We start from the raw sequence: 23,601 nt of genomic DNA, 5'->3' as shown, positions 1-23,601 counted from the left end.
CAAACAAATATCAAAATATCAAGTCATTGAGGATTGTGAGTCCCTACGCTATCTAGACTTGCTATGCAAGTATTTGTCAATAAAGATTCTCTGGATATCTATACTTTGTCAGTGGTAACGTACATAAGAGTATCTGAAAATTAGATTTTTTTATTCCTAGATAATTGTAAGTAAGCAAAAAAACATAATTTTGGAGTACTCCATCCACTCAAACTGAAAATTGACAGATGCAGTAAGGAGATGATCTCTGTTATAACAGACATGCGAATACGACCAGCTAACTGAAATTTAAAATAATAATATATCCCTTGATTAACAACACGACAACTCCTCATCCAACAATTCAATCCAATGTTTCACAGATAACTGTGTACCAGTCTGTAAATGTGTTAAGCAGCCAATATTTGCTGTTACAATTTGCTCAGGATTATCAGATTCTAGTGCCGCTATCTTATTCTCCAGAAGCTGTCTAGACAACTCGGGTTGCAGTATCGAATAAGTTCCTGCTGATCCACAACAAAGATGAGCATTCTCAACCATAGCTAATTCAAATCCCGCTGCAAGCAAAATTCTCTCGGCCGTACCACGTATTTGCAAACCATGCTGAAGCGTGCAAGGAGAATGGAAAGACAACTTAGATCCTTTGGAATTCATAGAACGGTTATTTAATAGCCGCTGCAAACTTTCAAACTCGGTATCGAGAATCTCACTAATATCTTTAGCCAACGCTGAAATCCGTGCTGCTTTTTTTGCATAAGCTACATCATGCCGCAGCAAATATCCATATTCTTTCACGGTTACACCACAACCACTCGCAGTCAGAACAATGGCCTCTACTTCCTGCTCAACATATGGCCACCAAGCATCAATATTATGACGCATGTGGTCCAACCCTTCTTCCTGAGCATTAAGGTGATATGCAACCGCACCGCAACACCCCGCTTGCTCCGCCTTAATCAGTGAGATATCCAGATTGTCTAATACACGCGCAGTCGCCGCATTAATATTGGGAGCCAATACCGGCTGCACACAACCTTCAAGCACTAGCATTCTTCGTGTATGTCGAATTAGCGGCCATTTCTCTGCAGATCTTACTTTGGATGGGACTGTTTTCTTTAAACTACTTGGCAATAACGGACGAATCATCTGTCCTAATTTAAGACATGCTGAAAATACGCTAGTATTAGGTAATATTTTACGTAGCATATAACGTAAAATACCAGATTCGATATTGCGCTTCACTTGTTCTTCGATAATACCACGACTAATATCCACCAATTTTCCATACTGCACACCAGATGGACAGGCCGTTTCACATGCACGACAAGTTAAGCAGCGATCAAGATGCAACTGAGTTTTTTGTGTAACTGGTTGACCCTCCAGCATCTGCTTCATTAAATAAATACGCCCACGCGGGCTATCCAACTCGTCGCCCAATAACTGGTAAGTTGGGCAGGTAGCAAGACAAAAGCCACAATGCACACAACTACGTAATATCGCATCGGCCTCTTGACCCTCAGGGGAGTCCTTAATGAAATCGGCTAGGTTAGTTTGCACGTTATAAGCCCGGGTACAGCCTGCCAGGATTAAATATTCCTACAGGATCAAATTTTTCTTTTAATAATCGGTGAATTCGCATCATAGCTGGATCAAGAGGATGGAATACACTGACACATGATTCGCCGCTACGAAAAAGCGTGGCATGACCTTCCGCTTCTTTCGCTACCGTATGCATCATTTCTGCATTTATTCTTTCGCTGCCGACCAGCCAGCGTAATGCGCCACTCCATTCAATCAATTGCTGTCCTGGCAACGATAATGGCGCAGCCGTTGATTTTATCGATAAGCGCCAAAGTGATTTAGCAGAATGAAAATAAGAATGAGTTTGCTCACGTACGGATTCCCAGAATGCAGAACCTGTTACTAATTCCTCACCACCTAGTTTAGCATGAGCTGCGCGTACAGCTGATTCAGCACCCGAAAGTCTTAGCATCAGCTCATCACCGCAGAAACAGGTTGCAGAAATCGGCAGGGGTTTTCCTGCCCATTCATTCATTTTACTCATTGCTTCTGCTGCATTCATCTGCATACGTAAAGTTAATTCAGCAGGGGGTAGCGGCAACACCTTAAGCGATACCTCAAGCAGCACACCCAACGTACCCATGGAACCAGCCATCAATCGTGAAACATCATAGCCAGCAACATTCTTCATGACTTGTCCACCAAAACGTAAATCATTTCCCCTGCCATCCAGCATGCGTATGCCCAACACAAAATCACGTACTGCACCAGCAGATGCCCGACGCGGCCCGGATAATCCAGCAGCAACGCAGCCACCCAATGTGGCCGTCGCACCAAAATGCGGTGGTTCAAATGCGAGCATCTGGCCATGGTTGCGAAGCGTAGCCGAAAGATCAGCCAGACGCGTACCGGCACGCGCAGTCACCACTAATTCAGTTGGTTCATAATCAATAATGCCGCTATAAGGCGAGATGTCCAAAGTGTCATTATTTTGTCCAATTATTGTATTACCATAAAAATGCTTGCTCCCTCCACCACGTATACGTAATGGCAATCTACATTTCGCAGCGCCGAGAATGGTAGTCACAAACTGATCAACAATCGCTTGCATAAATCCCTATATTTCTTAAAATCGTGGTAATTCGGGAAATTTTATTTTACCCTGATGTACATGCATAGCACCCAGCTCCGCGCAACGGTGTAAAGTCGGAACGGCTTTTCCAGGGTTTAATAATCCGTCCGGATCAAAGGCTGCTTTTATAGCGTGAAATATCTCTAACTCTTCGTTTCCGAACTGTGAACACATTTGATTAATTTTTTCCATACCCACACCGTGTTCGCCTGTTATTGTTCCCCCGACACGGATACACATTTCAAGAATCTTTGCACCAAACTCTTCCGTTTTCTCCAACTCTCCGAGCTGATTAGCATCATAAAGAATTAATGAGTGCAAATTCCCATCTCCTGCGTGGAATACATTCATGCAGCGCAATTGATATTCCCTTGAAAGATCCTCAATACCACGCAATACATCTGCCAGATGTTTGCGCGGGATTGTTCCATCCATACAATAATAATCAGGAGAAACCCGACCTGCCGCAGGAAAAGCAGCTTTACGACCAGCCCAGAAACGCTGTCGTTCCACTTCATTATGTGATGTGCTAATTTTAATTGCACCACTCTGCTGCATAATCTCATGAATTCGTACAATTTCATCCGCAACTTCCTCAGCTGTTCCATCGGACTCACACAATAGAATAGCTGCCGCATCAAGGTCATAGCCAATATGAGTAAATGCTTCTACTGCATGAATTGCTATTTTATCCATCATTTCCATGCCCGCAGGAATAATACCCGCACCTATTACGCGAGCAACAGCGTTACCTGTTTTATGCACATCGTCAAACGCCGCCATAACTAACTGTGCTTTTTCTGGCTTAGGGATTAATTTTACGGTAATCTCAGTAACGATACCCAACATACCTTCACTACCCGTCATCAGCGCCAGTAAATCATAGCCCGGGCTATCTAAGCTCGCACCACCAATTTCTAAATATTCTCCCGTAATAGTCAATACACGCAGTTTAAGAATATTATGAACAGTAAGGCCATATTTTAAACAATGTACTCCTCCCGAATTTTCCGCAACATTACCGCCAATAGTACAAGCGATTTGTGAAGAAGGATCAGGTGCATAATATAAACCATATATCGCAGCAGCTTCGCTGATTGCTAGATTTCTCACACCAGGCTGTACGCGAGCGGTACGGGCTACCGGGTCCACCTCAATAATTTGCTTTAATCTTGCCAACGATAATAAAACACCTTGTGCATGAGGCAGTGCACCACCTGACAAACCGGTTCCTGCACCACGTGCCACCACAGGTATCTTCGATGCCTGACAAAGTTGTAAAATTTGGATAATTTCTGCTTCCGTCTGTGGCAAAACAACAATCATGGGTAGCTGTCGATAAGCGGATAGGCCGTCACATTCATAAGGCCTCAAATCTTCTATTTCATGTAAGACAGCTTCAGGTGGCAAAAAAGCACATAGATTATCAACTAATTCTAGAGGGGACATGCGTTTATTCCGATAGTTTCTGAATTTCGTGACCAGCCAATTTCTCCAGCATCTTTACGATTGCGGAATTATCCCACTTAGCACCGCCGTGCGCTATGCAAGCATTAAACAACCCATGTACCGATGCAGTATTAGGTAGGCTCAATCCTAATGCCGCAGCATTAGATAATGCAATATCCAGATCTTTTTGTTGTAATTCAATACGAAATCCCGGCTCAAATATACGTTTAATCATACGATCTCCATGGATTTCCAGCACACGAGATGATGCAAAACCGCCCATCAATGCCTGTCGCACCTTCTCTGGATCAGCTCCTGCCTTAGATGCGAATAACAACGCCTCACCTACCGCCTCAATCGTAAGCGCAACAACGATCTGATTAGCAATCTTACAGGTTTGTCCGGCACCATTCTCGCCTATCAACGTAATATTCTGACCCATCAACGCCAAAATGGGCCGCACCTTATCAAAAACCACCTGTTTAGCACCGACCATAATAGTCAATGTTGCGTTCTCTGCGCCGACATCTCCGCCAGAAACCGGTGCATCCACATAATCACAACCCAGCTGATTAATCTTAAGAGCAAACTTCTGAGTTTCAATAGGGGAAATTGAACTCATATCCACCACCACTTTCGCTGAACTATCACTCTCTTCCAAGCTTCGTACTACGCCATGTTCGCCAAACAAAACTTTCTCGACATCTGGCGTATCCGGCAACATAGTTATAATAATGTCCGTATGTTGAGCCACCTCCTTTGGCGAAGAACAGAGCTTGCCACCTTGTATCACTAATTCCTCAGGAACACCGCTACGTGAATGTAGGTATACGGTATGCCCCCCCTTAATCAAATGCTTTGCCATGGGTTTCCCCATGACACCAAGACCAATAAAACCAATATTTGCCATTGACTTCTATATTCTTTATAAAATCTATGTTTTATCTATTCATAAGCCAATATTACCAGCCTAGTAAGCTCAGAAAACATTTAATTACTTACATCCAATGCAGCTCTTTATGGTACCCAAAAATAACTACCAGGAGAAACCTTTGCAAAAGCCCTCGCCAGTAGTTTTTTACTATTCATTATAAAGGGTTAATTTTTCAACTATTGGGATTTTGCAAAGATCTCACCTCAATTCCCTCACTGATCACAAGCAGACATCTCTAACACAGACACACTCATTTGCTATTCAACAATCCGTCTCTAAGGCAAATCCGTAAACTTGACCAACTTGCGCACACGTTCTAAATCTTCTGGAAATTCCAATGTTTTTTCTGCTCTAACGAGCGCTAGACGAGCATAGCGAATCGCAATGGCTCTCATCGGACTATTTTCCATCGATGCGAGTGACCCAAAAGCTTTTTGCAGCCGTATCGCAACTTCAACAGTACCTGCTCCATCACGCGCGATCGCGGTAAAGGCATCATCGAACATGTCTTCTAAAGATATTTCAGGCACTGCGACACGATTATATTTGGAAATTCGTATATCACCTTCACTAATTGGCTCACCCCAAAGCACAAAAAGCCGCACAAATGTTCCAATAATACCAATTGCTGTGCCAGGATCATTGATGGCAGGCGACATCGCCCTGCTCGCGATTTCGGACAAAACAATTAAACCAAATCGAGGATCCTCATCAAATTTTCTATCATTATCAATCAGAAATTCTCGAGTTATTCGGTCAACATTAATACTAGATAAATCGCTCGAGCCTACGGTTATATATGCAAGCGCTTGACCCGGAGCAGAAAAAGCACCCGGCAAAGCCACGACTGTAATGCGTATTTTCACTTCTTCCGCATATACCTGCAGCGCAGCAACATCAATACGCTGCACATAACCAACCACATTTCCGTAAATAACTTGATCGACAACCAGATCTGCTTCCACAGACGCACCACAAAGCGTCGGTGCATATCGAAGTCGACGCAAAGCTGCTGCAGTCGCCGCCTCAACCTTATCGCTCGTTTCCCCAATCCGGCCTAGACGTGCAATGCAGTCTACCCATCGTACAAGTGTAATAATCACCACGGAAAAAATAAGCAGCGTTAAAACGAATAATGCAAAACGGCCAGCTTGTTCATAATATCCATTCTTCAATGCAATCAGCGCAACAATGCTGAAGATAAAAGCGCCGATGAAGGTTGATAATGCATTTTGAGAAACATCATCTGAAATAATCAAGGAAAAAGAGCGGGGCGTTGCAACGCTGCTGGCGGAAGCATAGGCAGAGACCATCGATGCAACAGCAAAGGTGGCAATTACTAACATGCTGGAAGAAATAATAGAGAGTAGCGCTTCTATTGAATCTAGTGTAATGTTTGGAATAAATTGATTAGCTTCGGTATCATCCGCCAGCTTTGCAAGAAACACACCTGCTATTGATAATACACACATCACGAATGGCTTAACCCATAGCTTCTCGCCAATACGATTCAGAAAAAACCTAAATCGATCTTTCATGACCCCATCCCCTGACAACCCAATTACAACATTTACTATCACACTTTTTTCGAGCTATCAAATTAGCTCTAGCAGAATCATTATCATATATGAATATCCAATATAGAATGGCAGTAACGATTATCTTATCCATATCTCTCGGAAAAATACTGTGATCTACTTTCCAACGGGGCTATTTTTAGACAGTTATATAAACTATCTTTCGTAGCAACCCAAGGTTTTCTATTTAACCATTTTCATTAACCAGAGCTATCAAATAGTTATTAAACAACAATATCGAGAAGGAAAAAACAAATAAAGATATATTGCTGACAACTCCTGACTGATATGTCGAGATCTTTGCAAAACCCCAATAGTTTAAAAATTAACTATTTACAATCAATTATTTAAAACTTATAGCAAGGGTTTTTGCAAAAATCTCACATCAATTATTCAAAATAACGATTGTACTTGTGGTACTTTATTTTAAAAACTGGATTTTGCCAAGGTCTCGCTAGATGTCGTTCTCTGATAGGATATCTCGTCACCACGCTATCCGAACACAAGATTCCTAAAAATAGATAGAATAGGAAATCTAATCTTCAACTCTTTAAATAGATTAATTATTTCTTAATCAGTTGCTCATAATCCCATGCTCAGTTATGCAAACCTAATTCTTGGATCAACTAACGTATAAGAAATATCCGTCAATATCAAACCAATAATATAAAGTATCGAGCCTAGAAAAACCATGGCACGCACAACCGCAAAGTCCTGCGAATTAATTGCATCAATGGTATAACTACCTAGTCCCGGAATGCCAAAAAATGACTCCGTAATCAGGCTACCCAGAAATAATAATGGCACAATCACTACCGCACCCGTCAGAATTGGGATCATAGCGTTTTTGAGAACGTGCCTGAATAGAACTACAGATTCTGGCAAACCTTTTGCACGGGCAGTAGGAACATATTCCTTACCCATTTCTTCCAGAAAAATAGTACGATACCAGCGCGTATTAGCACCTGCATTACTAATGACACCAATAATAACTGGTAGTATCAAAAATTTACCAATATCTGCTCCGCTTCCATAACCGGATATCGGGACCAAATGCCACAATTTACTAATAAGAAATTGGGCACCTATAATATAAAACAAACCAGAAATTGACATCAGTGCAACGCACAATACAACACCGCAGAAGTCAATATAAGTTGCACGAAAAAAAACCATGAATAACGCAAAAATTATATAAGCAATCAAGCCTAGCAGGAATACTGGTAGTGCAATGGCAATACTCGGCACCATGCGCGATTTAATTTCTTGCCCAATATCGCGACCATCATCGGCACGTCCAAACTCAAAAACAAACATGGCGACCGATTTTTCAAAGAAGATAGTCTGAGTGAACTGGGCCAATCTGATTTCTTGATTATTAAAAAACAGCGGTTTATCATAACCACGTTCTTGCTTCCATTTGGTAATAGCCTCAGGGGTGACATACTTGACCCCCAATTGCATTCGCGCCATATCATCAGGTGTGTTAACAATAAAAAATAATGTGAACGTCACCAGATTTACCCCAATCAGAATTGGAATCGCATAAAAAATACGTCGAATAATGTAGTTAAGCATCGCGATCGCTCACACTCAAGTTGACGACGACCGAACTTTAATTCCCAGGTCACGTTCTCTGCGACGAAAGGCTTTTATTGCAGGAATGAAACCTAATATGCATATGATTAAAAACCATCCAATGGGCCATAACACGGGTTGGTTCCACTCCTGTCGCTTTTGCTCTCTTAATTCCGGATTCACTCTAAAGTATTTGAAATTATTATAAGATATTTTATTTGGCTTGATATTTCTGTGCCAGGTATGATAGAGCCCGTAATCCTTCGGGTGATAACCCCAAAGCCAAGGTGCATCGTAACGCAGAATCGCGACCATCCGATCAATGATTTGCTGACGCTCAGGACCATTGTCCATATTTTTCATCTGTTCAAATAACCGGTTATATTCCCCATTATCATAATTTGCAGCATTTTCACCATTTAGGCCTACCTTTCGCTGAGGCCCATATAACAGAAACAAGAAATTCTCCGGATCAGGATAATCTGCATTCCAACCCCATTCAAAGATTTGTGCATTCCCTTTGCGTATCTTATCTTGAAAACGATTATAATCTGTACTTCTAATGACCAATTGAATATTCAGTTTATGAAATTGCTTGCGCATCCAGTCAAGTCCGGATTTATCCTCTGAGCTACGCGCAGTAACATCAAAGTATAATATTAAAGGCATGCCCGTCTTCTTATTCACGCCATTAGGATAACCTGCTTCCGCAAGCAAAGCTTTGGCTGTTTCAATTGACTTGCGTTCCGGACGATCATTTATCCAATCATATACAATCGCGTTGATGCCCTCTTTTCCATCACGATGACCCGCTATGCCAGGGGATATCGGGCCCTGCGCTGGAATACCACGACCATTGGCAAATATTGAAACATATTCTTCATAATCTACGGCAATTGAAATGGCCTGTCTCAGCTTTCTTGCCGACTCACGCTCCTGATCACTGATTCCACCGACCACGGGGTCCAGCATATTAAAACCCATATAATAAGTGGAAGCAGCTATCGCTGTTTCGAGCCTTATTCCCTGCGCAACCATCGCCTCAGTTACGGCTGCTTCACCCTGGCCTACCAGTTGTATTGCCTGATCAAAGCTATCGGAACCAATGCCAGATACATCATAATACCCCTGCAAGAATTTATTCCATCTGGGAATACTCTCTTTCTCACGTGTAAAAATAATTTTGTCCGTAAATGGCAGCAATTTACCTGCATCAACTAATAAGCCATTTTGCTCATCATCTGCCATTCCCTCCGATGGATAAAACTCACCATGAAAATTTGGATTTTTTTCCAACATCATGATTAGATTTGGATTGTTTTCAGTAAGCATGTAAGGCCCCGTACCGACAGGATACCAATCAAGAGTAATATTCCTTTCTATTAATCCTTTCTGTGAATAAAACTGTTCCGCTTCCCAAGGAACTGGAGCAAAAAAAGGCATGGCCAGCCAATATAAAAACTGTGGATATTTTCCTTTAATCTTAATACGGTAAGTATAATTATCTACAGTTTGAACGCCTTCTAGTGCAAAATTACTTAAATCTAAATAGGCACCGTGTTCTGATTGCCCCTCAGTTGCGGTTTTAAGAATAGCCGCATACTCCCTAAGACCTACAACATAATCTGCCATCAGTTCATATATTGGCGAATGCAACCTAGGATGCGCCAGGCGCTTTATTTGAAATACGAAATCATCTGCAACCAATTCACGTGTTGCTGTTTTAGAGAAATCAGACAGCTTATAAATATCTGTTAAGTCTTGATTTGTTAGATTGTGATAAAGTAGTTCGTTCCGTGCGTTACGTACGAAAGCAGGATGAGGTTGAAATAAAATACCCGGCTTAATTGAAATATCATAGACAGTGTAGGCTATCTCAGCAGTATGAACAGTATCAGGTAATTTGTTTCCCTGATTATCAATGTACTGTATCGTTGGCATTTTATCTGCTGACAAAGGAATCAGCGTATAAGGGCGCTTTAAGTAATGGTATTGTAGTGGCGGTTCGTATATCTGGGCAGTAAATTGAATTTCATTACTACTATAGGATTGAACTGGATCCAGATGTTTAGGTCGCTCAGTGAATGTATTGTAGAGAATATTCTTTCCAGCATCCTTTAATGGATAAGGGCTATTCCAATTGTGGTGATCACAAGCAGGTATTAACACCACGATCAGTAACATCCACCATTGAACTTTAATATTTTTTTTCATTGAACTCACAGTTTATCGGAAACACTCAATCTAAGAGAATAAATCCAATTGCATAATTTCACCTATCCTAATACGCCACGCTCAACTAGCCTTAAGCTATAATCTGCCAATACCTTAATTTTTAAAAGGAAACATCATGGGATTTCTTGCTAATAAACGGGTACTCATTACGGGATTACTCAGTAACCGTTCAATTGCATATGGCATTGCCAAGGCAATGCGGCGTGAAGGAGCAGAGCTTGCTTTTACTTACCAAGGAGAAGACATACGGGGACGAGTCGAAAAGCTCGCCAAGGAATTTGATAGCAATTTGCTGTTTGCCTGCGATGTAACAAAAGATCAGGAAATCAGCCAATGTTTTAATGATATTCAAAAACACTGGGATGGCCTTGATAGCATTATTCACTCTATCGCATTTGCGCCACGTCAGGCGCTCAGCGGAGACTATCTTGACAGTATTAATCGAGAAGCCTTTCGTATTGCACATGATGTTAGCTCTTATAGTTTTGCTGCATTGGCAAAAGCGGGGCTGCCATTAATGCAAAATAGAAATGGCTCTCTCTTAACTCTGACTTATTTAGGCGCAGTTCGTGTCATGCCTAATTACAATGTAATGGGCCTAGCCAAAGCAAGTCTTGAGGCAAATGTTCGTTTCATGGCATCCAGTCTAGGGCGTCAAAATATACGCGTTAATGCAATTTCTGCGGGACCCATTAAAACATTAGCTGCTGCCGGCATTAGTAATTTTGGAAAATTATTAGGCTATACTGAAAAAGTGTCACCATTACGACGTAATGTCACCATTGAGGAGGTTGGCAATGCAGCTGCTTTTCTATGTAGCGACTTAGCCAGTGGTATTACAGGAGAAATCACCTACGTTGATTCAGGATTTAATACCGTCGCCTTTGATATAAGCGAATAATTCTATTCCGCTGATGTTTATTCCGTTGATGTCTCAAACGTAGTTATACTCCGGACATCAACGGAAATTAATTAGCTATTATATCCTGCTTGATTGTGACATCATAGCGCTGCCTGAGCCCACTCAGATAAGATGACAACTCCTCCTGGGTCATAATTTCTTGCAATTGTTCGCTAAACTTTTCATTTTTAGCCTCGTCTTCCATATCTGGTTCAATTATACGGTTGACGCGTATCAAATCATAGCCTCCGAGAGAATCACTGATTCCCACATAGGCGGGCAATCTGGCTCCGTCTATCCTAAAAACCGATTGCAGGATATCATAATCAACACCTTGAGACTGTGAATATGAAATTTCTTTAGTATCAGTCCATGTAACAACATCGTTCTCGCCTGCCTGTAGGTGCGCAAGCTTTTCCTCACCCTCTTTCATAGCCATTTCAACAGCAATTTGTTGCTTCAGACGTTCAATAATCTCATCCTTTACAATCGCTAATGATTGCGCCGCCGCAACTTTATGCTCTAATATACGTGCAGAAACAAACACATCGGGTTCCACCTCGATCGCATCGGTATTCCGCTTATCCTTAATAGCATCGTCAGAAAAAATGGCTGCTAATAATTTCTCATTAGCGAGAACAGAAGGTTCCTTTATTTTTCTATCAATCCAATCACTCTCGTGTATTGACAATTCAAACCTTTCTGCTACAGGCTGCAAACTATCACTTTGTTCGTACACAATATTACTAAAATCTTCTGCTATTTCTCCAAATAGAACTGCTATTTTTTGTTGCTTCAAATTTTTAGCAATTTGTGCTTCCACTGCTTCAAAATCAGCCACTTCGGTAGGTTTTACCGCAGAAAGCTTAATAATATGAAATCCAAAATCCGTTTCAACCAACCCACGTATTTCATCTAGCTCCATCTGAAAAATTTCATCTTCAAACGCTTTAACCATAGCACCACGGCCAAAGAAGCCTAAATCTCCATCCTGATTGGCTGAACCTGGATCATCAGAATACTGTTTTGCCAGATCAGCAAAATCATTTGGATTCTGTTTGATCTGCTCTAATATCTCGCTTGCTTTATCTTCCGCTGCCTTTCTTTCATCGCCCGATGCATCAGCAGGCACACTAATCAGAATATGACTGGCTCGTCGCTCTTCTGGCTGACCAAATTCACTCTGATGTTCATCAAAATAACTTCTAATCTCATCTTCATCTATCGGCTCATTTTCCGCCAGATTATCTAAAGATAAAACCAAGTACTCTATACGCACTCGTTCAGGTAAATAAAATTCTGCACGATGCTCCTCATAATAGGATTCTATCGCCGCTTCATCCGGATTTATCTGCGATATAAACTGACTCGGATTAATTCTGACCTGACTAATTTCACGCTTGACTTCACTCAAATAAAGCGCCTTTTTTGCCGCGGTCTTTGAGATAAACCCATTTTCACTATAGCCGTCCAATAACTGCTGCAGCAGCAGCTCTTGTCGAACACGCGATTCAAATATTAATGGGCTTACTCCCTGATTCTGCAATAATTCCTGATAACGCTGATTTGAGAAAACACCATTCTGTTGAAATTCTGGAATGTCTCTTATTACTTTTACCAGCTGTGAATTCAATACGATAAATTTATTATTGACTGCTTCTTGATGTAACAATCTCTGCTGGATGAGTCTATCTAGCACTGAGTTTCTAACTTGAGGATTATCAAGCAGCGCGCTATCAAAATTTGAGCCGAACATACTGCGCATCCTTTCTTGCTGATCGCGTAACGCCTGTTCAAATTCACGACGTGATATTTCTTTGCCATCAACTATCGCAACGTAACCTTCACCTCCATCACTGCGATACGACTCGACACCCCAAAATAAAAAAGGCAATACCGCCAGAAACATAATAACCTGGACGACACGTTTTTTTCGGTTAACAAAATCAAACACTATTAAAACCCGATAGAATCAGCAGGAAGAAAAAGGTAAACGCTCGCTCACCTTTGATTGTTTACTTAATATTAATATATTTTTTGGCGGAGTGGACGGGACTCGAACCCGCGACCCCCGGCGTGACAGGCCGGTATTCTAACCAACTGAACTACCACTCCTAAAACCATCTATTCTAATTTGGTGGGTGCTGACGGGATCGAACCGCCGACATTCGCCTTGTAAGGGCGACGCTCTACCAGCTGAGCTAAGCACCCATCCGAAGACGCTAGTTTACTGCATCTTTAAGTGCTTTACCAGCACTGAATTTAGGAACCTTCGCCGCTTTTATTTTAATAGCAGCCCCAGTACGCGGATTCCGACCAGTACGTGCAGCACGCTTACCTACTTTAAAGGTTCCGAATCCAACCAGAGTAACACTTTCATTCTTTTTTAACGCAGCCTTTATTGCAGATAACGCTCCGTCCAGCGCATGACCTGCTGAAACCTTAGATATATCAGCAGATTTAGAGATGGCCTCAATGAGTTCGGATTTGTTCATATAATTCCCCTTTTAATTTATTGGTAATTAAGTCACAAGCAGTTTCTGCATTCGCTCTTATATCAAGCTGTCTAAGCTTGGTCAAGCGATTGCATACACTCCTTTACAACAATTGATTTTGCAAACTATCACATCAAAGTTAAATACAGCGCCAATGATAAACGAAACCAGCTTCAAGGTTTCAGAGAAATACACAATCATCTACTTCCCAATTTCCTTTATCAGCATTTACATTGTCATCTTTAATTAATAAACTCTGTTTTTGGCTCACGATTTAACAACGCTTCTACCGCTATTTTAGCCGGTACATTTTCGTACAGAATACTACAGACTGCTTGTGTAATCGGCATTTCAATGTTTAGTTCTGTAGCTAATCGCTGCGCTTCCTTTGCGGTATGCACACCTTCTGCAACATGCCCCAGATTCCGCAAAATATCTGGCAAGCAACGTCCCTCAGCAAGCATCAATCCAACCTGCCTGTTACGTGACAAGTCACTAGTGCAGGTAAGAATCAGATCGCCCATTCCAGTCAGCCCCATAAAGGTTTCCATACAACCACCCAGCTTAAGCCCCAATCGAGCTATTTCTACCAGCCCTCTTGTAATTAAAGCAGCCCGCGCATTATGGCCAAAGCCCAAGCCATCAGAAATGCCCGCAGCTATGGTAATGACGTTCTTGATCGCACCCCCTGTTTCTACACCGATAATATCCTGACTGGTATAAATTCGTAATCTATTATTGTGCAATTGGGTTGCTATTTTCCTGGAAAATTCATCATCACGGGATGCCAATGTCAAAGCGGTTGGTAAACTCTGCGCGACCTCTAAGGCAAAACTAGGGCCAGATAATACACCACAAGGCAAAATATCAATATATTCCTCTTGCACTATCTGATGTGGCAGCTTAGCAATCCGCGGTTCAAATCCCTTGCACCCCCATATCATCGGTACTTTTATTCCTGTTTTAACCACCCCGCGCAATGTCTCTCGGAATCCAGCAATCGGCACAACAACGAGAATAAGATCTACGGAATCAATTGCGTATTGAAGTGTAGATGTAAATTGCAATGACGCAGGTAATGGAAAACCGGGAAGATAACTTTGATTAACTCGATGGCTGATAAGCTCAGAAAGGTGAGCTGGATCTTTTGTCCATAATGTTATTTGGTGGCGCGAAGATAGATTAATAGCCAGTGCCGTACCCCAGGCGCCAGCGCCCAGTATGGCAATTTTCATGAACCCCAGACCTGATTAGCCCTGACATGACCACTCTGTCCATCACGATGACGTACTTTTACCCATCCTATAGTAGAGGAATCCAGCCATTCCATAACAATATTTTCCTGAGCCTGAAAAACTAATTTTGAATTAACATCTGCCGCCTGATAGACATCCGCCAATGGCACAATAACAATGACATAGCGCTTATCACTCAAAACTTTTTTCTCAACCCAAGCAAGACTCCCACTATGGTCTCGTATCTTAGCCCAACCTTCAACATTCACCACTACCTCGACTGGCAAATGGATATTTGCCACATATAATTTCTCAGCTTTAAGTGAAGGTGCATCATACATAATTACAGCGTTCTCTGCCGTTGAGAGAAACTCAATGCTGGCAGCAGTATGTCCTGACAAGATCCATAATATAGCTAACAACAAAACTCTAATTAGAGTTTTAAATTGTGATCGCTTAACAAGGAAGATATTTCTCATCGATTATTTTTTTATGCTTTCTCAATTTTTTCAACGACAGCATCTGTTTCAGTTTTTTGTTTATCCTGCCGATAAATGGCTTCAAAATTTACCGGATTTAGAATAACCGTAGGGAATCCAGCTCGCGTAACGATATCCGATACCGTTTCGCGTAAATAGGGAAATAGAATATTAGGACAGGCAATACCCAAAACTGGGTTCATTTCCTTTTCCTCGATATGATGTATCCGAAAAATACCTGCTTGCTGAACTTCTACTAAAAACATAACCTTACCTTTAATCCTGGCAGTAACGGTTACTGTTAGCAATACTTCATACAATTCCTGATCAACGCTTTCATTTTTAGTATTCAGCTGAAGGTTTACCTCAGGCGTCTCACGTTCCAGAAAAATACTGGGTGCATTAGGGATCTCTAAGGATAAATCCTTAACATAGATTTTCTCTATCGCAAAGACAGGTAATTGTTGTTCACTCATAGTTAATTCAGTTTAATTTAAAGATTAAAAATTCAGGATTGCCATAAGCGAATAGAATATACAACCCTTCCATCAGAGCATTAAGGTGTCAGTAATGTCAGCAATTCGCCTTTATGATCCAGGCGATTTAAATCATCATAGCCACCCACATGCATTTCTCCGATATAAATCTGAGGAACAGTACGACGACCTGTCTTTTCCATCATTGCAATACGCTGATTAGGATCCAAATCAATACGAATTTTTTGAATTTCCGAAACACCTCTGGAACGCAATAAATTTTCTGCCATCTTGCAATAGGGGCAAAACCCAGAAGAATACATAATTACTTTAGGCATTTATTCTCTTTATCTCTTTACGATGGGTAAATTTGCGCGGCGCCAAGCATCGATACCGCCCATGAGATTATGCACTTGGACAAATCCGTTTTTAAACAGTACTGAGCTCGCATGGCCTGACCGAACACCGCTACGAAATATGACGACAATAGGCTTGTCTTTAAATTTTTCCAACTCATGCCAGCGCTCTGCAATTTTTTCCGTTGGAATATGTTTTGAATTAGGCAAATGACCGTCAGCATACTCACTATCGTCTCGGACATCCAGCACTAAAGCATCTTTGTAATTAATTAACTGTATCGCTGTACGTGTATCAATTTCCTTGGCTGATCGACCCGATATCGTCGACCATAACAACATGCCTCCACTCATTAACGCAGCAACAACGAATAGTAAATTCTCCGGTCTCAGGAGAAAATAATCTTGCAACAATGTCGATTCCATATGTACTTATCTTGTATCTTCAAACAATTGATTTTATCAGAAACTGACCGTTCATGATCTTTTCCCTTTCACCAGTCAAGCGCACATCATCATATTGTGATTATAAATATCCCGGATCTGTCGAAAACCCTATGGTGAACTGCCTTCTTAGCAAAAAATATAAAAAATACGCTCACAGCGCAATCATGCCAAAAATAAAGCAAATGATGTGAAATATACCCATTCTTCTTATCATTATATTCAAGTCTAAAGTAAAGTTGGATGCTGCGAACATCGTCAAAATATAATAGAATAGTAGAATATTTCAAGCTGCTTGACAAAAAAACTCCCTTTTCATAAAAGGCTAACATGAAAAAACTCGTTCTCCTGCGACACGGAGAAAGTATCTGGAACAAAGAAAATCGATTCACCGGCTGGACAGATGTTGATTTAACACCAAAGGGCTTAAAAGAAGCCCAGAACGCTGGCCGATTATTGCGGGAACATGGCTTTATCTTTGATCAAGCTTATACTTCAGTATTGAAGCGGGCTATTCGTACCTTATGGGTTACGCTCGATGAAATGGATCAAATGTGGATTCCTGTTCATCTAAGCTGGCGGCTAAATGAACGGCATTATGGCGCGCTACAGGGATTGAATAAAGCTGAAACGGCAACCAAATATGGTGACGAACAGGTTTTAGTATGGCGACGTAGTTATGATATTCAACCTCCCGCACTAACTATCAACGATGATCGCTATCCTGGAAATGATCTTCGTTATAAGGAACTTGCTAATCAAGACATACCTCTAACCGAATGTCTTAAAGATACCGTCATCAGATTTCTTCCATACTGGAATGACGTTATCGCACCTCAGGTCCAATCAGGAAGTCGCGTTATTATCACCGCTCACGGGAATTCATTAAGAGCGCTTGTTAAGTATCTGGACGGCATTCCTGACCAAGAAATTCTAAACTGCAATATTCCAACAGGTGTACCATTAGTGTACGAGCTAGATGATCACTTAAAACCGATACGAAACTATTATCTCGGAAACCCGCTAGAAATCCAGGAAGCAATGCAGGCAATGACGAATCAAGGTAAATCAAAAATATAATATTAATTTCATATCATACGAGATCGTATAGTCCATCAATGGTCAAATGTTCTCACTTGATAAAGCTGTATCCGGGATCAGGCGAGCCCGATCGCCTCTATCTTTTATGCTGTATGCCACTGAAATTGATCTTGATCTTCATCTTGATCTGCATTTTGATGCAGTCACACCTGCTTTATGCCACACCCGATCATAAAGAAAATCTAAGGGAACTCCGTAACCGTATTCAAGTATTACAAAAGGACTTATCTCGTAAAGAAGAATCAAAGCTGGAGGCAGCCGATGCTCTCCGAGAGTCCGAGCGTGCTATCAGTAACGCAAATCGTAAACTTACTGAACTAACACGCGAGAAACGACGAATCGAGGTGAACTTAAAACGTTTACAGGCAAAGCATAAACGTGTTAAAACCAGTATTAATGTGGCACAAAAACAACTTGACAAATTACTATATCAACAATATCTGGGTGGCCAGCAAAAATATCTGAGGTTATTACTCAATCAACAGGATCCTAATCAGATTGCGCGTAATATTCATTATTACAAACATCTCTCGTTGGCACGCTCAGAAAATATTCGTACCCTACGTATAAACCAAAAAAAACTCGAAATACTCACCAGGACTAGTCGCAAACAAATGGATCAACTTACTGCAATCCAAACTGAGTATTCCAAGCAAACAGAAAAGCTGGCACAAGAAAAAACCAAACGTCAGATGGTTCTTTCCCAGATTTCCGAGAAAATTATTCAACAACGGCAAGAAATCAACAAGCTCAAACATGACGAAAAACGTATCGCCAATCTAGTCGAACAGATCAACAAGCTGCTCGCCAAACGAAATATCACCCCCCCTTTGTACAATAATAAGCTTCCGAATACTTCCAAGGAAAAACAGTCATTTGCATCCCTTAAGGGGCGCTTATATTTACCCGTACGAGGGGAACTTGTCAGTCGTTTTGGTAGTCCACGATCTGGTAAGCATATTACGTGGAATGGATTATTTATCCGTTCACCCAGCGGTAATGATATAAAGGCTATTGCAGATGGGCGAATTGTATTTGCGGATTGGCTCCGAGGTTTTGGAAATCTGATGATTGTAGATCATGGTAACGGTTATATGAGTTTATATGGCAATAATGAAACACTATACAAACAAGTGGGTGACATAATCCGCGGTGGTGACATCATTGCAGCAGCAGGAAACAGCGGCGGCAATCTAGATTCCGGTTTATACTTTGAATTACGTCACAAGGGCAAACCATTTGATCCTTTGACATGGATAAAAATAGAATGAAAGTATTAACGATAAAATTCGATCAGTGCGGAGATAGCGTAATGCGTGACATAGTTAAAAAAACCGGTTTAATTCTTATTGGTGCCATCACTGGCATAATGCTCAGCTTGAATTTCTCTGCCGTAGCTAATAAAGAAACGAAGGAAGTATTGCATCCACTGCCGATCGAAGAATTACGCACATTCTCGCAAGTATTTGGGCGCATCAAAAGTGATTATGTTGAACAGGTAGAGGATAAAAAACTCATTACTGAAGCTATTAATGGAATGTTAGTTGGACTGGATCCACATTCTGCCTATCTCGATAAGGATGACTACAAAGAGTTACAAATAGGAACACAAGGTGAATTCGGTGGACTGGGCATCCAAGTCAGTATGGAAGATGGGTTAGTTAAAGTGATTTCACCTATCGAAGATACCCCGGCATTTCACGCGGGTATTAAAACAGGCGATCTTATTATCAAACTGGATGATACCGCTGTTAAAGGCATGACATTGAATGAAGCAATCAAACGTATGCGCGGAAAACCCAAAACACCCATTACGATTACTGTAGTACGAGAGGGTGAAACTGAGCCATTAATTTTTACATTAATACGAGACATTATAAAAATACAGAGTGTTAAATCCAAGCTAATCGAACCAGGCTATGCCTATGTTCGCATCACTCAATTTCAGGAGCAAACCGGTGAAAATCTAGCCCAGGCTTTGAAAAAATTATTCAAAGAAAGCTCAATTCCCATGAAAGGTTTGATATTAGATTTACGCAATGATCCCGGTGGATTGCTAAATGGTGCAGTAGCTGTATCGGCAGCATTTCTGCCAAACAATGCGCTGGTTGTCTATACTGAAGGCCGGACTGCGGATGCACAAATGAAACTTCATGCTAATCCGGAATCATATTTACGCGGGACAAGACAAGACTATCTTGAAGGATTACCTGCTGGAACTAAAACCGTACCAATGATTACACTCGTTAACGGTGGCTCTGCATCGGCTTCAGAAATTGTTGCAGGGGCCTTACAAGACCATAAACGTTCCATCGTAATGGGATCGCAGACTTTTGGTAAGGGATCAGTGCAAACTATTTTACCTTTAGGTAACGATACCGCTATCAAATTAACTACGGCACGTTATTACACCCCCAATGGGCAATCTATCCAGGCCATGGGTATTACACCTGATATTGCGGATGAATCAGAAAGAGATGATAAACGATTACGAGAAGTTGACCTGAATCGTCATTTATCTAATGGGAAAGCCAAGGAAGCAGAACTGATAACAAGAGCTCATGAAATAGAACAAGAATCCGTAAAACAACCCGAGAATAATCAAGATCAAGACAAAGACAAAGACAAAAAAAATAATTCTCCAGTTGAATTTGGCTCCAGCGATGATTTACTCTTAATTCAAGCAATGAATTACCTCAAAAATATCATCGAAAAACTTGATCATAATACTATTGAAACAGACGGTTAAATCATAGCTAGAAACAAGAATTCATGATCGGAGCAGAGGGGTTGTGAATGACAATCAGCTACTGCGATATAGTCGTCATATCCTGCTGCCACAAATTGATATAGCGGGGCAGGAGACGCTCATCCGCTCACGTGTACTCATTATTGGTGCTGGAGGACTAGGCTCGCCTGCGGCACTGTATCTTGCAGCTAGCGGTATTGGCAAGCTCGTTATTTGTGATGGCGATAAGGTTGATCTTACCAATTTACAGCGGCAAATCGTCCATAATACGCATTCTATCGGATTGTCTAAAGCCTATTCTGTAAAGCGTACACTGACAGGGATTAATCCAGAGATTGATATCGTGACACTACAGGAGCACGTCAATGAAGATCAATTACTCCAACTGGTAGCTGAAACAGATGTGGTAATTGATGCAAGCGATAACTTTGCTACGCGCCATAACATAAACAAAGCTTGCGTCTTGCATAAAAAACCGCTGGTATCAGGCGCGGTTATTCGTTTTGATGGGCAAGTTACTGTATTTGATCTGCGCCGCAACGAGAGTCCCTGTTACCACTGCCTATTCCCACTAGATGGAGACAATGAAGACATGCATTGTGCAGTCATGGGTGTGTTTTCTCCACTAGCGGGCATCATAGGATGTACGCAAGCAGCAGAAACACTTAAAATATTGCTAGATATAGGTGAAACTTTAAACGGTCGCTTACAGTTACTCAACGGTCTAACAATGCAATGGCGATCCATTAAATTACACAAAGACCCTGCCTGTATCGTATGTCGCATTTCTGAGTCAGCAGCAATTCACATCAAGTAACTTTTTGGATTGGCGATTAATATATATTGCATTAGTCAAATAAGGCACCTTTCAATGCTTTTCTCGTCATCATTCGACTGTATGATGAATTATCCAGACTTTTGCAAAAGCCCTCGCCATAAGTTTTAAGCTATTGATTACAAATGGTTAATTTTCAACTATTGGGATTTTGCAAAGGTCTCAACATAACTAAAACAGTCTGGTATTAGTTAATCCAAAAGATCGACTATTAAGAATCTGGCCAATAATAGCAAACCACAAGCATAGTATATTCGAGAAATCATACCGTGTTTAGCATTAAGGTTTCCGTAATAGGAAGATCCCCCATGCTAAATATCCTGCCTTACCACCGGTTATCCAGTACCTTAATCCCGCTTTCATTCGTTCGACATAATTTGCGCTGACTTTTCCCTCTAGCTCAGCCGCACGTGCTTCGGTTTCTTCCAGTACTCGCTGGTAATGATTAACCAATTGATTCGTCTGATCATCAAAATCAAGCACCTCAAATCCCAATGCCTTTGCGATAGTACAATAATAATTCGGTGAGCCAAGAGAACTCAAATGAATGCGATCAAGAATGGGTTGCAATACGCCTTCCGGACAATCATCCGCTTGCATTGGATCGGTAAATATAAAGTAACCACCCGATTTTAATACCCGATATGTCTCTGCAAATACCTGCTGACGATTACCGCTGTGCAGTATTGCATCTTGTGACCATACTATATCGAAACCATTATGAGATGAGGAAGCACTTTCAAATGGCATCGTTTCAAAACTGCCATCGCACACTTCAATATAAGATGACAAGCCAGCTGATATATTGTGTTCACGCGCTTTCTTATTTTCCACCTCACTCAGATTCAGTCCCGTTACACGAATACCATAAGTTTTCGCAAGATATCGTGCCGCGCCACAATAGCCAGAACCGATATCAAGAACATGACAATCTGCATCAAGCCCGGACAGGCGCCCGGCCATAGTGACTACAGTGCGCTGACTCGCTTCATTAATTGCCTCATCAACGGCCTCATACAGCCCAATATGAATATCCTCTCCACCCCATATTTGGCTATAGAAGTAATCGGCATCCTTACTATTGTAATAATCACGGGCAGTTTCAACAGCAGTAGACCGTGTTTCTTCAGAAGCAGCTGTCATAAATCACCCTCTGATCGTACATAGGCTTTTTCAGCAATATGGACAAAAAAATCAGGGTCATTCTCACGGCGTGTTTCCTGGAAATCACCAAAAGTCTCAATACGCTGAAATCCTACTTCACGCATTAGGCGGGTAGTGTAAGAATTTCTAAGCGGAAACATATTTAAATGATATACGTCATTATCAGAAAAACGATATTCAAATCGCGCCAGCCCATCATCCACATGCACCGGTTTCACCGAAACATCATTGCCACAATAATAGTAAATATGTTTACTTGAGAAGCCATGATCTAATAGAGCATCATAATTTCTCTGATCAAGCACTAAAATGCCATTATGACGTAACGCCGCATAAAATTCGGCAAGCGCCTTACGGCGATCATTCTCGCTAAACAAATGCGTAAATGAATTACCAAGACAAATGATCGCATCAAATTTCTGGTGTACATCACGATTAAGCCAACGCCAATCAGCTTGTACCGTACGAAGCAAATGGCCGCGAGAACGCGCATTGGAAAAAGCTCTAGCCAGCATTTCTGCACTGCCATCCGCACTCACTACTTCAAATCCTGCCTCAAGTAATCGCACCGAATGAAATCCAGTTCCTGTAGCAACATCAAGCACTTGTCGTGTGCCTCTTTCCCTAAGCTTATCGATAAAAAATGAGCCCTCTGATTCAATACGTGCATCCCAATCAATCAATGAATCCCATTTCTGCACAAACGCATGAACATATTCCGCTCGATATTGATCCGTTGCGCGGACAGAGACTGGATCAGGCCCGTAATTTTGTTTTGTTTTATTTGATGATGTAACCATAAATTCTCCGTGGCTGTTAGTGTAGTTTTACTACCGCCAAAGCGACGGCATAAGACGCCAAAATAGCATCAGCATGCGTAATAACTTGGTATCAACCTAGACCTGCTTGCCTTAAACAAGCTAAAATTGCAATTTTAGGT

The 23,601-nt window shown here is 41.4% G+C and carries 21 protein-coding genes and 2 tRNA genes; 5 read left to right on the top strand and 18 right to left on the bottom strand.

The annotated features are described in order from the left end of the window. Positions 1-312 precede the first annotated feature (312 nt). From glcF to BUQ89_RS01400, 7 genes are all read right to left on the bottom strand, one after another. Positions 313-1,557, bottom strand: a complete 1,245-nt coding sequence (gene glcF / locus BUQ89_RS01430; protein WP_028461604.1) for a glycolate oxidase subunit GlcF — start codon at positions 1,555-1,557, stop codon at positions 313-315. Position 1,558: 1 nt separating this feature from the next. Continuing rightward, positions 1,559-2,632, bottom strand: coding sequence for a glycolate oxidase subunit GlcE (gene glcE / locus BUQ89_RS01425; RefSeq protein ID WP_028461605.1), 1,074 nt, complete (start codon positions 2,630-2,632; stop codon positions 1,559-1,561). Between the two features lie 15 nt (positions 2,633-2,647). Then, complete coding sequence (locus BUQ89_RS01420; protein ID WP_028461606.1) at positions 2,648-4,102, bottom strand: FAD-linked oxidase C-terminal domain-containing protein; 1,455 nt, start codon at positions 4,100-4,102, stop codon at positions 2,648-2,650. Between the two features lie 4 nt (positions 4,103-4,106). Then, positions 4,107-5,012: a 2-hydroxy-3-oxopropionate reductase gene (locus BUQ89_RS01415; protein ID WP_028461607.1), complete on the bottom strand. Its 906-nt coding sequence runs from the start codon at positions 5,010-5,012 to the stop codon at positions 4,107-4,109. Between the two features lie 299 nt (positions 5,013-5,311). Beyond that, entirely contained in the window at positions 5,312-6,574 is a 1,263-nt protein-coding gene (locus tag BUQ89_RS01410) for a DUF2254 domain-containing protein (RefSeq protein ID WP_028461608.1), read from the bottom strand. Positions 6,575-7,213: 639 nt separating this feature from the next. After that, on the bottom strand, positions 7,214-8,191 hold the full coding sequence (locus tag BUQ89_RS01405) for an ABC transporter permease (protein ID WP_028461609.1): 978 nt from the start codon (positions 8,189-8,191) through the stop codon (positions 7,214-7,216). A gap of 15 nt (positions 8,192-8,206) precedes the next feature. Then, positions 8,207-10,405, bottom strand: coding sequence for an ABC transporter substrate-binding protein (locus BUQ89_RS01400; RefSeq protein ID WP_051537599.1), 2,199 nt, complete (start codon positions 10,403-10,405; stop codon positions 8,207-8,209). A gap of 136 nt (positions 10,406-10,541) precedes the next feature. On the opposite strand from BUQ89_RS01400, the gene BUQ89_RS01395 reads away from it, so the two are divergent. Further along, positions 10,542-11,327 (top strand): enoyl-ACP reductase FabI, encoded by a 786-nt coding sequence (locus BUQ89_RS01395; RefSeq protein ID WP_028461611.1) that lies wholly within the window; start codon positions 10,542-10,544, stop codon positions 11,325-11,327. A 67-nt stretch (positions 11,328-11,394) separates the two neighbouring features. On the opposite strand, the gene BUQ89_RS01390 is transcribed toward BUQ89_RS01395, so the two are convergent. From BUQ89_RS01390 to BUQ89_RS01350, 9 genes are all read right to left on the bottom strand, one after another. Beyond that, positions 11,395-13,281, bottom strand: coding sequence for a SurA N-terminal domain-containing protein (locus tag BUQ89_RS01390; protein ID WP_028461612.1), 1,887 nt, complete (start codon positions 13,279-13,281; stop codon positions 11,395-11,397). Between the two features lie 84 nt (positions 13,282-13,365). Then, a tRNA-Asp gene (locus BUQ89_RS01385) sits at positions 13,366-13,442 on the bottom strand. A 20-nt stretch (positions 13,443-13,462) separates the two neighbouring features. Next, positions 13,463-13,538: transfer RNA gene (locus BUQ89_RS01380), tRNA-Val, on the bottom strand. 11 nt (positions 13,539-13,549) lie between these two features. Next, positions 13,550-13,822 carry an HU family DNA-binding protein gene (locus BUQ89_RS01375; RefSeq protein ID WP_028461613.1) on the bottom strand — a complete coding sequence of 91 codons (273 nt, stop codon included), beginning with the start codon at positions 13,820-13,822 and terminating at the stop codon, positions 13,550-13,552. Between the two features lie 242 nt (positions 13,823-14,064). Continuing rightward, positions 14,065-15,057 carry an NAD(P)H-dependent glycerol-3-phosphate dehydrogenase gene (locus tag BUQ89_RS01370; RefSeq protein WP_028461614.1) on the bottom strand — a complete coding sequence of 331 codons (993 nt, stop codon included), beginning with the start codon at positions 15,055-15,057 and terminating at the stop codon, positions 14,065-14,067. After that, a complete protein-coding gene (locus tag BUQ89_RS01365; RefSeq protein WP_245812866.1) occupies positions 15,054-15,479 on the bottom strand; it encodes an SH3 domain-containing protein in 426 nt (141 codons plus the stop codon). The genes BUQ89_RS01370 and BUQ89_RS01365 overlap by 4 nt, the downstream gene beginning before the upstream one ends. A 68-nt stretch (positions 15,480-15,547) precedes the next feature. After that, the gene (gene secB / locus BUQ89_RS01360; protein WP_028461616.1) at positions 15,548-16,012 is read right to left on the bottom strand and encodes a protein-export chaperone SecB; all 465 of its coding nucleotides are present in this window, start codon (positions 16,010-16,012) and stop codon (positions 15,548-15,550) included. An 80-nt stretch (positions 16,013-16,092) separates the two neighbouring features. Further along, a complete protein-coding gene (gene grxC, locus BUQ89_RS01355) occupies positions 16,093-16,350 on the bottom strand; it encodes a glutaredoxin 3 (RefSeq protein ID WP_028461617.1) in 258 nt (85 codons plus the stop codon). 9 nt (positions 16,351-16,359) lie between these two features. Then, entirely contained in the window at positions 16,360-16,794 is a 435-nt protein-coding gene (locus BUQ89_RS01350) for a rhodanese-like domain-containing protein (RefSeq protein WP_028461618.1), read from the bottom strand. A gap of 348 nt (positions 16,795-17,142) precedes the next feature. Between BUQ89_RS01350 and gpmA the strand changes: the two genes are divergently transcribed. The 4 genes from gpmA to BUQ89_RS01325 all read left to right on the top strand — a co-directional run bounded on the left by gpmA (position 17,143) and on the right by BUQ89_RS01325 (position 21,479). Next, complete coding sequence (gene gpmA / locus BUQ89_RS01340) at positions 17,143-17,892, top strand: 2,3-diphosphoglycerate-dependent phosphoglycerate mutase (protein WP_028461620.1); 750 nt, start codon at positions 17,143-17,145, stop codon at positions 17,890-17,892. Between the two features lie 158 nt (positions 17,893-18,050). Next, positions 18,051-19,184, top strand: a complete 1,134-nt coding sequence (locus BUQ89_RS01335) for a murein hydrolase activator EnvC family protein (RefSeq protein WP_074202636.1) — start codon at positions 18,051-18,053, stop codon at positions 19,182-19,184. 41 nt (positions 19,185-19,225) lie between these two features. Beyond that, positions 19,226-20,662: a S41 family peptidase gene (locus BUQ89_RS01330; RefSeq protein WP_028461622.1), complete on the top strand. Its 1,437-nt coding sequence runs from the start codon at positions 19,226-19,228 to the stop codon at positions 20,660-20,662. 43 nt (positions 20,663-20,705) lie between these two features. Beyond that, the gene (locus BUQ89_RS01325; RefSeq protein ID WP_028461623.1) at positions 20,706-21,479 is read left to right on the top strand and encodes a HesA/MoeB/ThiF family protein; all 774 of its coding nucleotides are present in this window, start codon (positions 20,706-20,708) and stop codon (positions 21,477-21,479) included. 297 nt (positions 21,480-21,776) lie between these two features. Here BUQ89_RS01325 and BUQ89_RS01320 read toward each other — a convergent pair whose 3' ends face one another. Then, the gene (locus BUQ89_RS01320) at positions 21,777-22,640 is read right to left on the bottom strand and encodes an SAM-dependent methyltransferase (protein WP_028461624.1); all 864 of its coding nucleotides are present in this window, start codon (positions 22,638-22,640) and stop codon (positions 21,777-21,779) included. Continuing rightward, positions 22,637-23,461 (bottom strand): glycine/sarcosine N-methyltransferase, encoded by an 825-nt coding sequence (locus BUQ89_RS01315; protein ID WP_028461625.1) that lies wholly within the window; start codon positions 23,459-23,461, stop codon positions 22,637-22,639. The genes BUQ89_RS01320 and BUQ89_RS01315 overlap by 4 nt, the downstream gene beginning before the upstream one ends. Positions 23,462-23,601: the final 140 nt, after the last annotated feature.

Source organism: Nitrosomonas cryotolerans ATCC 49181, assembly GCF_900143275.1.
GTDB lineage: Bacteria > Pseudomonadota > Gammaproteobacteria > Burkholderiales > Nitrosomonadaceae > Nitrosomonas > Nitrosomonas cryotolerans.
Note: the sequence above shows the minus strand (reverse complement) of the source record. Positions and strands in the feature narration are given on the sequence as shown.